The sequence below is a fragment of the Salipiger sp. IMCC34102 genome, assembly GCF_004145405.1.
GTDB lineage: Bacteria > Pseudomonadota > Alphaproteobacteria > Rhodobacterales > Rhodobacteraceae > Loktanella.
Genome location: NZ_SELQ01000004.1, coordinates 223,637 through 236,993, shown reverse-complemented (window position 1 = coordinate 236,993; position 13,357 = coordinate 223,637). Strand labels below are relative to the sequence as shown.

14 protein-coding genes are annotated in these 13,357 nt (G+C 66.5%); 6 read left to right on the top strand and 8 right to left on the bottom strand.

Annotated elements, in window-relative coordinates:
- The first annotated feature begins 65 nt into the window (after positions 1-65).
- From EU805_RS10705 to EU805_RS10695, 3 genes are all read left to right on the top strand, one after another.
- Entirely contained in the window at positions 66-1,277 is a 1,212-nt protein-coding gene (locus tag EU805_RS10705) for a pyridoxal phosphate-dependent aminotransferase (protein WP_129763968.1), read from the top strand.
- A 49-nt stretch (positions 1,278-1,326) separates the two neighbouring features.
- The gene (locus EU805_RS10700) at positions 1,327-1,746 is read left to right on the top strand and encodes a hypothetical protein (protein ID WP_129763967.1); all 420 of its coding nucleotides are present in this window, start codon (positions 1,327-1,329) and stop codon (positions 1,744-1,746) included.
- A gap of 207 nt (positions 1,747-1,953) precedes the next feature.
- Positions 1,954-2,217 (top strand): hypothetical protein, encoded by a 264-nt coding sequence (locus EU805_RS10695; protein WP_129763966.1) that lies wholly within the window; start codon positions 1,954-1,956, stop codon positions 2,215-2,217.
- 45 nt (positions 2,218-2,262) lie between these two features.
- Here the strand turns inward: EU805_RS10695 and EU805_RS10690 are convergent, their stop codons facing one another.
- The 4 genes from EU805_RS10690 to EU805_RS10675 all read right to left on the bottom strand — a co-directional run bounded on the left by EU805_RS10690 (position 2,263) and on the right by EU805_RS10675 (position 6,231).
- Positions 2,263-2,874: a DedA family protein gene (locus tag EU805_RS10690; RefSeq protein WP_129763965.1), complete on the bottom strand. Its 612-nt coding sequence runs from the start codon at positions 2,872-2,874 to the stop codon at positions 2,263-2,265.
- On the bottom strand, positions 2,867-4,264 hold the full coding sequence (locus tag EU805_RS10685; protein ID WP_129763964.1) for an MATE family efflux transporter: 1,398 nt from the start codon (positions 4,262-4,264) through the stop codon (positions 2,867-2,869). The genes EU805_RS10690 and EU805_RS10685 overlap by 8 nt, the downstream gene beginning before the upstream one ends.
- Before the next feature lie 222 nt (positions 4,265-4,486).
- The gene (locus EU805_RS10680) at positions 4,487-5,281 is read right to left on the bottom strand and encodes a hypothetical protein (protein WP_242494123.1); all 795 of its coding nucleotides are present in this window, start codon (positions 5,279-5,281) and stop codon (positions 4,487-4,489) included.
- A gap of 65 nt (positions 5,282-5,346) precedes the next feature.
- Complete coding sequence (locus tag EU805_RS10675) at positions 5,347-6,231, bottom strand: NAD(P)-dependent oxidoreductase (protein ID WP_129763963.1); 885 nt, start codon at positions 6,229-6,231, stop codon at positions 5,347-5,349.
- A 135-nt stretch (positions 6,232-6,366) separates the two neighbouring features.
- On the opposite strand from EU805_RS10675, the gene parE reads away from it, so the two are divergent.
- Both parE and EU805_RS10665 read left to right on the top strand, forming a co-directional pair.
- Positions 6,367-8,325, top strand: a complete 1,959-nt coding sequence (gene parE / locus EU805_RS10670) for a DNA topoisomerase IV subunit B (protein WP_129763962.1) — start codon at positions 6,367-6,369, stop codon at positions 8,323-8,325.
- Positions 8,326-8,555: 230 nt separating this feature from the next.
- The gene (locus EU805_RS10665; protein ID WP_129763961.1) at positions 8,556-8,963 is read left to right on the top strand and encodes a hypothetical protein; all 408 of its coding nucleotides are present in this window, start codon (positions 8,556-8,558) and stop codon (positions 8,961-8,963) included.
- Between the two features lie 378 nt (positions 8,964-9,341).
- Here the strand turns inward: EU805_RS10665 and EU805_RS10660 are convergent, their stop codons facing one another.
- A complete protein-coding gene (locus tag EU805_RS10660; RefSeq protein WP_129763960.1) occupies positions 9,342-9,995 on the bottom strand; it encodes a DUF3047 domain-containing protein in 654 nt (217 codons plus the stop codon).
- Between the two features lie 117 nt (positions 9,996-10,112).
- Between EU805_RS10660 and EU805_RS10655 the strand changes: the two genes are divergently transcribed.
- Positions 10,113-10,811 (top strand): DUF1194 domain-containing protein, encoded by a 699-nt coding sequence (locus EU805_RS10655; protein ID WP_129763959.1) that lies wholly within the window; start codon positions 10,113-10,115, stop codon positions 10,809-10,811.
- Here EU805_RS10655 and EU805_RS10650 read toward each other — a convergent pair.
- The 3 genes from EU805_RS10650 to EU805_RS10640 all read right to left on the bottom strand — a co-directional run bounded on the left by EU805_RS10650 (position 10,808) and on the right by EU805_RS10640 (position 13,301).
- Entirely contained in the window at positions 10,808-11,197 is a 390-nt protein-coding gene (locus EU805_RS10650) for a cytochrome c (RefSeq protein ID WP_129763958.1), read from the bottom strand. The two genes, EU805_RS10655 and EU805_RS10650, sit on opposite strands and share 4 nt — an antisense overlap.
- Before the next feature lie 144 nt (positions 11,198-11,341).
- Complete coding sequence (locus tag EU805_RS10645) at positions 11,342-12,025, bottom strand: ABC transporter ATP-binding protein (RefSeq protein ID WP_129763957.1); 684 nt, start codon at positions 12,023-12,025, stop codon at positions 11,342-11,344.
- A complete protein-coding gene (locus EU805_RS10640) occupies positions 12,018-13,301 on the bottom strand; it encodes a lipoprotein-releasing ABC transporter permease subunit (protein WP_129763956.1) in 1,284 nt (427 codons plus the stop codon). The genes EU805_RS10645 and EU805_RS10640 overlap by 8 nt, the downstream gene beginning before the upstream one ends.
- Positions 13,302-13,357: the final 56 nt, after the last annotated feature.

Genomic DNA, 13,357 nt, shown 5'->3' with positions numbered 1-13,357 from the left:
TGCTTGCAGTGCCTCGCGGGGTCATCCTATGTCATGAACACCCCTGAGATGCTACCGGAGCGGCCATGAAACTTCTGTCTGCGACGCTCGATCGCGTCAAACCCTCGCCCACTATCGCCGTCACGACCCGCGCGGCAGAGCTGCGCGCGCAGGGCCGCGACGTCATCGGCCTGGGCGCGGGGGAGCCCGATTTCGACACGCCCGCGCATATCGCCGAGGCGGGCATCGCGGCGATCCGGGCGGGCAAGACGAAATACACCGCCGTCGACGGCATCCCGGAGCTGAAGCAGGCGATCTGCGACAAGTTCCGCCGCGACAACGGGCTGGACTATACGCCCGCGCAGGTCAGCGTCGGCTCGGGCGGCAAGCAGGTGATCTACAACGCCTTCATGGCCACGCTGAACCCCGGCGACGAGGTGGTCATCCCCGCCCCCTACTGGGTCAGCTATCCCGACATGGTGAAGCTCGCGGGCGGTGAGCCTGTCTTCGTCGAGGGCGCGCTGGAGACCGGCTACAAGATCACCGCCGACCAGTTGGAGGCCGCGATCACCGAGCGGACCAAGTGGTTCCTGTTCAACTCGCCCAGCAATCCCACGGGCGCGGGATACAGCCACGACGAGTTGAAGGCGCTGACGGAGGTGCTGTTGCGCCACCCCCATGTCTGGGTGCTGACCGACGACATGTATGAACACCTTGCCTTCGACGACTACCGCTTCTGCACGCCCGCGCAGGTGGAACCGGCGCTTTACGACCGGACTCTGACGATGAACGGCGTCTCGAAGGCCTACGCGATGACCGGCTGGCGGATCGGCTACGCGGCGGGGCCGGTGGAGCTTATCGGGGCGATGCGCAAGGTGCAGTCGCAATCGACCTCCAACCCCTGCACGATCAGCCAATGGGCGGCGGTCGAGGCGCTGAACGGGCCCCATGATTTCATCGCGCCTAACAACGCGGTCTTCATGCGTCGCCGCAACCTCGTGGTCGAGGCGCTGAATGCCTGCCCCGGGATCGTCTGCCCGATGCCAGAGGGGGCGTTCTACGTCTACCCGTCGATCGCGAGCTGCATCGGCAAGGTCAGCGCGGGCGGCACCGTGATCGACAGCGACGAAGCCTTCGCCACGGCCCTTCTGGACGAGGCGGAGGTGGCCGTGGTCTTCGGCGCGGCCTTCGGGCTCAGCCCGCATTTCCGGGTCAGCTACGCGACCTCGGACGCCGCGCTGGAGGAAGCCTGCGCCCGGATCCGACGCTTCTGCGAAGGGTTGCAGGACGCCGGTTGATCGCGGCGTCCCGGCGGTTAGACTGACCCGGCAAGAGGTTACGGGTGCCATGAGTACGGATCTTCCAGACTATTACTTTCGCATCCGGGAGAACGGCGCGCTCGTGTTCCGCGTCGATACCGACAACCGCCAGCGCCGGATCGAGATGGACCAGCTGGCGACCGTCAACGTCCGCAACGGAGAGGTGAAACCCCAGGGCGACCGCCAGCTGTCGGACGACGACATCGCAGCGATCCAGGGCTGGCTGGACGAACGCGTGGCGCTTCTGGCCCGGCGCGACATCGACGACATCCACCGCGCGGTGGATCATCTGAACCTGACCACCCAATGGGCGCAGTCCAAGGCCAGCGATGCGCAGCTCGAGGAGGTCACCGACACGCTGCTGCTGGCGATGCACGACCTGCGCTCCACCCTGGTGCGCAAGAAGGCCGACCGGATGATGAAGGCCCGGGGCGCGGGCGAGGAGTGACTTCTCGCGCTACCGGCGCAGGAGCCGGGATCGCGCATGAGGCGAAACAATGGCCCTGGCAGGTCGATGACGCAGATCCCATACGTCCGGCAAAATCTTGCGCGATGATCCTCCGCGCCACGTACGTGCGAGGTTGGTCGGGCGGAACCAAGACAGGGCCTGCCGACATTCGAGGATCGAGTGATAGCCGAAGACTGGCGGTGCAGGATGAACGATAGACGGTCGACGAAGACGGACTACGGCACCTACCTCTGGCCCGTGGGACTGTGTCTGGCAGGCATATCGGCGGTGCTCGCCGGATCGTGGGGCGTGTTGTCCTATTGTGGGGCGACCTTCATCTCCGTCAGTCCGTATTGTTCCGAGGGCGTCGAATCCGCCTTCGTGGTGGTGATCCTCGCCGGCGTCGTGATCGCGCCGACGTCATTGTTCGTCCTGATCTGGCGACTTTTCCGCTCCTTACGCCGAAAGTGACGCGGCGCGCCCCGGAACAGCGCGTCGCGGGACCGTCGACAAGGATCAGGGGTCGCGGCGGCCCCGCAGAAGCTGGCGGGCGACGCGGAACAGGTACCAGCCGACGAGGGCCGCCAGCAGGATGTTGGTGACGGGATTGAGGAAGGCCGCGACCAGTTCGTAGTTGGCCGACAGGATGTAGCCCGCGCCGATCAGCGCGGCGTTCCAGATCGCGCTGCCGAGCGCCGTGTAGAGGAAGAACACCCCCTGCCCCATCCCGCTCAGCCCCGCAGGGACCGAGATCAGCGTCCGCACCCCCGGCACGAAGCGCCCGAAGAAGACCGCCGCCTTGTCGTGGCGGTCGAACCATTCGATGGCATTGGTGATGTCGTCGCGGGTCAGGGTCAGCCAGACGCCGTGGCGGTCGATGAACGCCTCGAGCCTGCGGCGCCCCAGCGTGCGGCCGACCAGGTACCACAGGTAGGCGCCCAAGACCGCGCCGATGGTGCCCATGACGAAGATGGCGATCAGCGACATCTCTCCGCGCGCGGCCTGGAAGCCTGCGAGCGGCATCACCAGTTCCGAGGGGATCGGCGGAAAGACGTTCTCGAGCAGCATCACGAGGCCGACGCCAAAGGCGCCGAAGCGGTCGATCAACTGGGTGATGAGATCAAACATGGGGGCCAACGGGCGCGGTTTCATTCGGTTCCAGCGGAAGCGCCGTCCGGGCGCGCATCAGGACGAAACGCCCGGTCATGCAGATCGCAGCGACGGCCAGCCCCAGGGTGAGGCCAAGCCACAGCCCCTGCGGGCCCAGCCCCAGCGGGAAGGCCATGACGTAGCTCAACGGGATCGCGAGCGCCCAGTAGCTGAGAACGGCGATGACCATCGGCACGGTCGTGTCCTGAACGCCGCGCAGCAGGCCCAGCGCCACGACCTGCGCCGCATCGACGACCTGGAACAGGGCCGCCAGCGCCAGCAACGACGCCCCGAGCGTCAGGATCTGCGGAAGGGCCGGATCGCCCGGCTCGACGAACAGCCCTACCAGCGTCTGCGGGATCAGCAGGAAGGCCAGGATGGTGACGCCGACGAAGGCGCCCGACAGGGCGAAGGCGGCGATGGCCCCGCGCCGCAGGCCGATCTCGTCCCGGCGGCCCAGCGCCCGCCCGGCCCGGACGGTGGCGGCCTGGCTGACGGCGATGTGGACCATGAACGCCAGCGAGGTGATCTGCATGGCGATCCCGTGGGAGGCCAGGGCGATCTCGGAAATCCAGCCCATCATGATGGAACTGACGGCGAAGAGCCCGCCTTCGGCCAGGGAGGTCAGCCCGATCGGCAGGCCAAGCCGGAACACGCGCGCCATGATCTGCGGATCGGGGCGCAGCGGATTGCGCAGCAGCTGATGTTCCGGCAGGCGGCGCAGGATGTAGACGATCAGCACCAGCACGGTGGCGCTCTGCATCGTGACGGAGGCGATGGCGGCCCCCCTGATGCCCAGTTCCGGCGCACCGAAATTGCCGAAGATCAGCACGTAGTTCAGGCCGATGTTCAGCACCGCCGCGATGATCGTGGACCACAGGATGAAGGCGGTCAGTTCGAGCGCGACCAGGAACGCCTTGAGCGTCATCACGATCAGCGCGGGCGCCATGCCCAGGACAGCGATGCGCAGGTAATCCGCCCCCAATGCGGCGACCGTGTCGGTCTGGCCGATGGCCAGCAGGATCCGCTCTGCCGCGAAGAAGGGAAGCGCCACGAGAACACCGAAGAGGATCGAGAGCCAGACGCCCATGCGGGTGACGCGGCGGATGGTGCGGGTGTCGCCGGCCTCGGAGGCTGCGGCGACGAGCGGCGTGACCGCCTGAGAGAAGCCCGCCCCCATCAGGAAGATGACGATGAAGATCGAGGTGGCGACCGTGGCCGCGGCCAGCGCCGTCACGTCGTACCACCCCAGCATCACGGTGTCGCTGATGTGGATCGCGAACTGCGCGAGGTTGCTCGCCACCAGCGGCGCGCCCAGCACCGAGAGCTTGCGCAGGTGGGTCAGGTAGGATTCGGCGTGGCGTCTCATGTATCTGCCTTATGCCCCCTGCCCTCCATCGTCCAGCGTGACGAACCAGGGCGCGCGCGGCATGCGCCCGGGTGCGGGATCGGGGACGGCACACTTGCTCGCGGCTGCGGGAAGGCAGGCGCAGGCGGTGCGGCGGCCCTTGTCCGACCGCGCGCCTTGGCGACCGCCAGCCGTGCTACGCCCGGCCCCGTGTCGCGCCAACCACGGGCCTGGTCCGGGCCTTCAGCCCCGGTCGGGAAAGATCTGCCGCATTTCGGCGTCGAACTGGGCCCAGGTGATGGTCGAGCGGTTGCCCGCGTGGCCATCGTAGTAGGACTTGCCGCTGGAGGTCGGCAGACCGGCCCAGATCCGCGCGAGGTTGTTCATGAAGCGGTGCCGCCCGATCTGGCCCGCGCGGATATCGTGCAGCCCGGCATCGGCTAGCAGGATATCGGCCAATTGATCCTGCACCGCCGGCGAGAAGATGTGATCGGTGCTCAGCCCCGCCTGCTGCACCAGCCGCCTCAGCGTGCTCGGGATGAACTGGTAGCGCCCGATGGCGTGGTTCTGGCCGGGCGTCTCGTCGATCCAGCGGAAGATCTCGCCGATGGTCAGGCGGGTCGGCAGGTCGGGCGGCGGTACGCGGGCCCCCCAGACCACCGCGTCGTAGCCGTCCTTGCGCGATTCCGCGTATGAGATGATCTGCCGGATGCGGTGGACGTCCGCCCCGCCGGTGGGGCCCGCCAGCATGATCCGCTGCGAAGGGGACACGAGCCCGCCCGCGCTTGCACGGCGGGTGGCGGGGGCGGCATCGGTGCGCGGCGCGACGGGCGCGAACAGGCTGCCCCCCGCCTGGCCCGCGAAAAGGCTCGCATGAGACATGGCCGCCTGCGGGCGCTGCGCGGGCGTGCGCGAAACGACGAGCGCGCCGCGCTTGGCCAGGAACGGCCGGGTTTCGGCCACCGGCGCGTCGGGCCAGAAGGTCGCGAGCGTGGCGATGGCCGCCAGACAGGCGGCGGCTGCATGTTTCAGGATCATGGCGTCCTCTTCCCCAACTGCTGTCGCGTGGGGAATGACGCCAAGATGTTGAGATTTCGTTCGGTTCAGGTTTCCAGATGGTTACGCCAGCTGTGCTTCGGATCGAAGCCGACCATGCGCTTGGCCTTGCCGTTGTCATAGAACGTCTCGTCCCGGCCCATCTCGCGGCGCTTGGGCACGCCCTGGTAGAAGCGGTCGATCACCTCGTCGGTGGTGATGTTCACGCTCATGTCGTCGTTGGAGACGTTGAAGACCTCGTGGCCGAGCCCGTCGGTCTTCAGGCAGCATTCGACCATGTGGGCGAGGTCGCGCACGTCGATATAGGCGAAGATATTGCGCCGCCGCAGGGCGGGGTCCTCCATGAAGGCGGGGAACAGCTCTTCGTATTCGTGGGGCTCGATCACGTTGTTGATCCGCAGGCCGTAGATGTCGGCCCCGGTGCGGGCCTGGAAGGACCGCGCGGTGGCCTCGTTCACGACCTTGGACATGGCGTAGCTGTCCTGCGGGATCGTGGGGTGTTCCTCGTCCACGGGGATGTACTCGGGCTTCTTCTCGCCGTCCCAGAAGCAGATGCCGTAGGTCGTCTCGGAGGAGGCATAGATGACCTTGGGGATACCCAGCTTGGCCGCGGCGTTCAGCACGTTGTAGGTGGCCATGACGTTGTTGTGGTAGGTCACGCCGTCGGGGACGATCATGATGCGCGGGACGGCGGCGAAATGGACCACCGCGTCATAGGCAGGCACGCCGGTGCCGGGGTCGAGTTCGTCGAAATCGGCGTAGTTGTGCATCGCGTCGATCACCTGGCCCGCGTCGGTCAGATCGACCTTGAGCGCCCGGCTTTCGGGATCGGCCGTGCTGTCGATGTTGGTGACCTGGTGGCCCGCGTCGCGCAGGTGCTGGACCGCGTATTTGCCGGCCTTGCCGCTGCCGCCGGTGAAGAAGATGCGCATGACGTGTCCTTTGCTGGTTCGGGCGTGATCTAGCCCGCGCGGCCTTCGCGCCAAGCCGCCGGCCTGCCCCGGCTTGTTGCCCCCGGCCCCCGCCCCGCTGTAGGATGGCCAAAACCAACAGCGAGCAGCCTTTCCATGACCGACCTTCTGTCCGACGCCGCCGGTGCACCTGCCTACGACGCCTCCTCGATCCAGGTGCTCGAGGACATGGAGCACGTCCGCCTGCGCCCCGGCATGTATATCGGCGGCAAGGACGAGCGCGCGCTGCACCATATGGTGGCGGAGATCGTCGACAACTCCATGGACGAGGCGGTCGCGGGCCACGCCACCTGGATCGAGATCGAGCTGCACGCCAACGGCCACGTCAGCGTGCGCGACAACGGGCGCGGCATCCCCACCGACCCGCACCCCAAGGATCCGTCGAAAAGCGCTTTGGAGATCATCTTCTGCACGCTGAACGCGGGCGGCAAGTTCTCGGGCGACAGCTACCAGACCAGCGGTGGCCTGCACGGCGTGGGGTCGTCCGTCGTGAACGCGCTGTCCGACCACCTGCGGGTGGAGGTCGCGCGCAACAAGGAGCTCTTTGCGATGGAGTTCGCCCGCGGCGTGCCGCAGGGCCAGCTTCAGAAGATCGGCGCCGCCCCCAACCGCCGCGGGACCGCCGTGACCTTCCACCCCGACGAGGAGATCTTCGGCACCCTCAAGCTCAAGCCCTCGCGCCTGTTCAAGATGGCGCGCTCCAAGGCCTACCTGTTCTCGGGCGTCGAGATTCGCTGGAAGACGGAGATCGACGACGGCGACACGCCGAAATCCGCCACCTTCAAGTTCCCTGGCGGCCTGGCCGATTACCTGGCCGAAACGCTGTCGGGTGCCACCACCTACGCCGAGCGCCCCTTCGCGGGCACCGTCGATTTCACCGAGAAGTTCGGCGTGCCGGGCAAGGTCGAATGGGCGATCAACTGGACGCCCGCGCGCGACGGCTTCATCCAGTCCTACTGCAACACCGTCCCCACCCCCGAGGGCGGAACGCACGAGGCAGGCTTCTGGGCCGCGATCCTCAAGGGCGTGAAGGCGTATGGAGAGCTGACCTCCAACCGCAAGGCCGCGACGATCACCCGCGAGGACCTGATCGCGGGCGGCTGCGCGCTGGTCAGCTGCTTCATCCGCGAGCCGGAATTCGTGGGCCAGACCAAGGACCGGCTGGCCACCGTGGACGCGCAGCGGATGGTGAACGCCGCCGTGTCCGACCACTTCGACAACTGGCTGGCGGCGGATACCAAATCGGCGGGGGCGATCCTGGATTTCCTGATCCTGCGGGCCGAGGAACGCCTGCGCCGCAAGCAGGAGAAGGAGACCTCGCGCAAGTCCGCCACCAAGAAGCTGCGCCTGCCCGGCAAGCTGACCGACTGCACCAGCAAGACCCGAGAGGGGACGGAGCTGTTCATCGTCGAGGGCGATTCGGCCGGCGGCTCCGGCAAGGGCGCGCGGTCACGCGAGACGCAGGCGCTGCTGCCGCTCAAGGGCAAGATCCTGAACGTGCTGGGCGCGGCCTCCGGCAAGCTGACGACCAATGCCGAGATCAACGACCTGTGCGAGGCGCTGGGCGTGGGCATGGGTTCGAAGTTCAAGCTGGACGACCTGCGCTACGACAAGGTCATCATCATGACCGACGCCGACGTGGACGGCGCGCATATCGCCTCGCTTCTGATGACCTTCTTCTTCACCCAGATGCGGCCCCTGATCGACAACGGGCACCTCTACCTCGCCTGCCCGCCGCTCTACCGCCTGACGCAGGGGGCAAAGCGGCTCTACGTCGCCTCCGACGCCGAGAAGGAGCGCGCGCTGGAGAAAGGCCTGGGCGGCAAGGGCAAGATCGACGTGCAGCGCTTCAAGGGTCTGGGCGAGATGGACGCCAAGGACCTGAAAGAGACCACCATGGACCCCGCCACCCGCAAGCTGATCCGCGTGGAAGTGGCCGACGACCTGCCCGGAGAAACCGGCGACCTGGTCGAGCGCCTGATGGGCAAGAAGCCGGAGTTGCGGTTCCAGTATATCCAGGAGAACGCGCGGTTCGTGGAGGAGTTGGATGTTTGAGTGAGTTTACGTCGAGATACAGACAGCTAATTTCCGAAGCAACTCAAGCAAATCTAGACTGTGTAATTTTAGACGGATTCTCTCGTCACCAGTTGATCGACAAGCAAATATCGGGAAACAGGCTCGGTTGGATATTGAACTCTCTCAGTGGGTCACTTCAAGCCGAGCTAGTCTCATTCTGCTTCCGACAATTGGAAACAAAACACTCCCCGAACGGTTTGCGACAACTGATGAAAGACTTTCGCGCAAAAAGAGCGGAAAAAATAACTCTTTTCGGAAATTCTGTTTTTTACCTTCGATTTGAGGATGAGCGACGTATCAAATTCGATGAACTATTATCCAAATTAGATAAGCTCTATAACGAAGATATTTACCAGCGCCTTTTTCTGCTCCGAAATGAGATCACCGGCCATTCCGCCTATCTTTTATCATCTGATCGAGAGAAGCGCTCAAAAGACGGCTGGATTGAACCAACCCAGAGCGAGATCATTCAAGCTGTAGGAGCCCTAACAAGCAGCGTTCGTGCGCTTCACCACATCCTCTTCCCCCTTTTAGGATTAGATCTGCTGCCCGATCGTGAAAAACGCTACTCAGAAGTAGAGAAATTCATTTCAGAATTTCCTTACCACCCAAAATAGTCTATTTCGGGCAATACACTTGGATTTGCAATTGATTGGTTCGTCCATATCTCGACACCTCCCCGTCGATGAGCCTCCCGGTGCCGTCGGTGTCGCCGGGCATGAACATTCATATGGATTTGCATGGTATCCGGTCTTCGGTGGCCAGAAAGTCTAGTCGGAAAAAATTCTGCTCCCCCAGCGCCCGACCCTGGGTGGGCGTGAAGCGCCCTCCCAGGGGGAGGGTCGGGCGCTGCCGTTGCCGGAGGCAACGGCGGGAGGGGCGCGACGGTCGGCACTCAGCCAACCCCGCCCCCGGCCTGACCCGGGGCCTCGCCGAAACCAAATGCAGCGCTCGCAAAAATAGGTCCCGGGTTACGCCCCGGGGGGGGGCCTTCCCTACTCCACCACCACCGCGCTCACTTCCGCTTCGATCAGGCTCTCGGTGCCGTCGCTGTCGCCGCTCACGGCCATGCCGATGAGCGATCCCGGCTCGCGGTCCCCGAAGGCGCGGGCGAAGTCGGCGATCAGGTCGACCGTGACGCTCTCGGACCCCGTATCGGCCTGCCGCAGGGGGATCGTCACGCCGGTTTCGGGGTTGCCGTAGGGCGAGGGGATCGGCTCTCCCACCGGGTTGTTGCCGCCCCAGACGTATTGCAGGATCCGCACGTCGTCGCGGCCGATCAGGCTGCGGATCTCGGCTTCTTCGAGTTCGGGCACCACGTCCTCGGGCACCCAGAGGAAATAGACCGCGATGTTGCGGTCGTCGCCGCCCTTCACGCTGAGGTCCGTGGGCGGCACGCTCTGGCGCACGGCCCAGTCCCAAGAGGCGGTGGTGGCGTCCGACAGGCTTTCCGGCAGGCGGGTCCACAGAAGGCTGATCGTGTTGTCCGAGACGAAGGTCAGCGTATCCTCGCCTTGGGTGTAATCGTTGGACGACAGAAGCTTGATGCGCTGCTCGGTCCAGTCGGTGAAGCCGATCTGTTCGGCCCCCGCCGTGGTCGCGGCGGTGGTGGCGGACAGGGTGGCGGCAATGGTCAAGGTACGAAACATGGATACTCCTCCGGGTTGGGAGGAGGTTAGCGCAGGCTGACGGTGGGTCACCCCTGCTCTGCGCGCCTCACGGGTTTGTCATGGCGTGCTGCGGCATCCGGGGGCTAAGTTGTGGTCATGCGTGTCCTTGCCCTTTGCCTCACCCTCTTGGCCCCTGCCGCCCAGGCGCAGGTCGAAACCTCGCTGGAGTTGGTGCTGCTGGCCGATGCCTCCGGCTCGATCGACACGGACGAACTGGCGTTCCAGCGGCAGGGCTATGCGGACGCACTGATGTCCGACGCGGTGCAGAACGCGATCGAGGCGACGTTGCACGGGTCCATCGCTGTCACCTACGTGGAATGGGCCACCAACCAGGTGCAGGTCGTGGACTGGATGCTGATCGACGGACCGGAGGCCGCGCGCGCCTTCGCCGACGCGCTGACCGTGGCGCCCCGCGCGGCCTACGGGCGCAACGCGATCGGCGCGGCCCTGCTGGAAGGCCAGCGGCTGATCGAGGACAACGACATCGACGGGTTCCGCCACGTGATCGACTTCTCGGGCGACAGCATGGGCAATTCCTCTGGCCCGCCGATCGTGCCCTCGCGCGACGCGGTGCTGGCGACGGGGACGACCATCAACGCCCTGCCGATCCTGCGCCCCGACAGCCCGCGACGGGCGGGCTACGATCTGGAACGGCTCTACGCCGAGAACATCATCGGCGGCCCCGGCGCCTTCATGGTGACGGCGGAGGGGCGCGAGAGTTTCGCGCAGGCCGTGCAGCGCAAACTGTTCCTGGAAATCGCGGGGCAGATGCCCGTGGATGTCGCCAGCCGCTAGCGCTGCAAGGTCTCGATGTAGTTCGACAGGGCCAGCAGCTCGGCGGGGATCGGCATCGGGTTGCCGTCCTCCTCGGTCATGATCATGGGGCCGAGGTCGCCGTCCCCGAAGCGCGGCATGGCGGCGCTGAAATGCGCGCCCCGGTTGTAGCCGTCGATGGCCGTCATGACGTGGTCCGCCGGGTAGGTCCCGCCGAAGCGCCGGGTCAGCGTGGTCAGGTCCGACGGCGCGGGCGACAGCCCCTCGGCCAGCGGTCCGTTGCCGCGCCCCAGCGCCCCGTGACAGCTTGCGCACTGCGCCTGGAAGGCTTGGGCGCCGTCGTAGGTCGGCGTCTCTGGCGCGCAGGCGGCGAGGCCGATGAGCGAGAGAAGGGCAAGGCGGGTCATGGGGGTCACTCCGGTAGCCGAGCCAAGGGGCGGCTCGCCTGCAGGGTGCGCCGGGGCGGCGGCCCCCGCAAGTGGTCGGGGGCGAGACGGGGCGCGGATGTGACGCAATCGCCGCGCTGCGGGGGTGGGGCTGCGGCGGCGGCGTCAGGTCCGCGCGATCAGCGTGCCGCCGTCGAGCCGCACCGCGCGGTCCATGCGCGCGGCGAGTTCGAGGTTGTGCGTCGCGATCACCGCCGCCAGCCCCGAGGTGCGGACCAGCGTCATCAGCGCATCGAAGACCCGATCGGACGTCTCGGGGTCGAGGTTGCCGGTCGGTTCGTCCGCCAGCAGAAGCTTGGGATCGTTGGCCAGCGCGCGGCAGAAGGCGACGCGCTGCTGTTCGCCCCCCGACAGGGCCGCGGGGCGGTGGTCCGCCCGGTGCGCGATGCCGACGCTGTCGAGAAGCCCCCGCGCGCGCTTACGGGCGGCGGTGTCGCCCACACCGTTGGCCAGCTGCGGCAGGACGATGTTCTCGAGCGCGGTGAACTCCGGCAGCAGGTGATGGAATTGGTAGATGAAACCCACGTCGCTGCGCCGGATCGCGGTGCGGCGGCGGTCGGAGAGGTTCGTCATGTCCTCGCCGCCGATATGCACGCGGCCCGCGTCGGGGGTATCGAGCAGCCCCGCGATATGCAGCAGGGTGGACTTGCCGGCGCCGGAGGGCGCGACGAGGGCCACGACCTCCCCCGGTTTGACGGCGAGGTCTGCGCCGTCGAGCACGCGGACCTCGGACGGCTGGCCGTGGTTGTAGCCCTTCTTCAGGCCGGTCAGGGTAAGGGCGTCATTCATAGCGCAGCGCCTCGACCGGGTTCATCCGGGCCGCGCGGCGGGCCGGGAAGATGGTGACGATCCAAGACAGCCCCAGGGACAGGACGACGGCGGACAGGACGTCGCCCAAATGCAGCTGGGCCGGCAGCGCGTAGATCCCCCGGATCTCGGGGTCCCAGACGCCGCCGCCGGCGACGTAGTTCACGAAGGCGAAGATCGGGTCGATCCAGAGCGCGAAGGCGCAGCCGAGGATGACGCCCAGTATCGTGCCCACCGTGCCGATCCCCGCCCCGCAGATGAAGAAGACCCGCAGGATGGAGCCTTCGGTCAGGCCCATCGTGCGCAGGATGCCGATGTCGCGGCCCTTGTTCTTCACCAGCATGATGAGGCCCGAGATGATGTTCATCGAGGAGATCAGCACGAGGATCGACAACAGGACGAACATCACGTTGTCCTCGACCGTGAGCGCGCGCAGGAAGGCGCCCGCGCTGTCGCGCCAGGTCCAGAGCAGCGCGTTCTCTCCGGCGGCGACGTAGACCGACGGCAGCAGTGCCTCGATGTTGTCGGGGTCGGCTGTCATAACCTCGATCTCGTCCACGACGCCGTCGCGGTTGAAGAAGGTCTGCGCCTCTTCGAGCGGCATGTAGACCCGCGTCCGGTCGATGTCGTAGCGCCCCGCGGTGAAGATGTAGGAGACGGGATAGACGCCGACGCGGGGGCTGGTGCCCATGGGCGTGCGCACCCCGTTGGGGGAAATGATCTTGAGCTGGTCGCCGATCCCCACCCCCAGCTCGCGCGCGACGCCAGAGCCGATGGCAAGGCCGGGGCCGAAATCGTCGAGGGAGCCCAGGCTCTCCTCGGGGTTCACGATGCGCGGGACGGTGCGCAGGTTCTCCTGGCTGATGCCGTAGACCTCCACGCCCGCGTTGGCGGCACCGCGGTTGGCCATGACCTGCTGGCGCACGATGGGTGCTGCGCGCAACACGCCTGGCACCGCGGCCAGGTCGGCCGCCAGCGTGTCGTAGTCCGAGATGATCCGCGTGACCTGGTCGGTGCCCGCGATCGGCGTCTGCTGGTAGACCGTCAGATGCGCGTTGGCGCCCAGGATGGTGTCCACGAACTCCGCCCGGAAGCCCGAGCGGATCGCCAGCGTGGCGATCAGCGCGAAGACCGCCAGGGTGATGCCGACGAGGCTGATCCAGGTCATGACGCTGACCCCGCCCTCGGCGCGCTTGGCGCGGATGTAGCGCCAGGCGATCATCCATTCGAAACGGGCGAAGGGGGCTGTGCTGGCCATGACGGCTCCGGTCGTTCGGGTCGGGCGGACCTTGATCGGGTTTCGGCGCAAAGGTC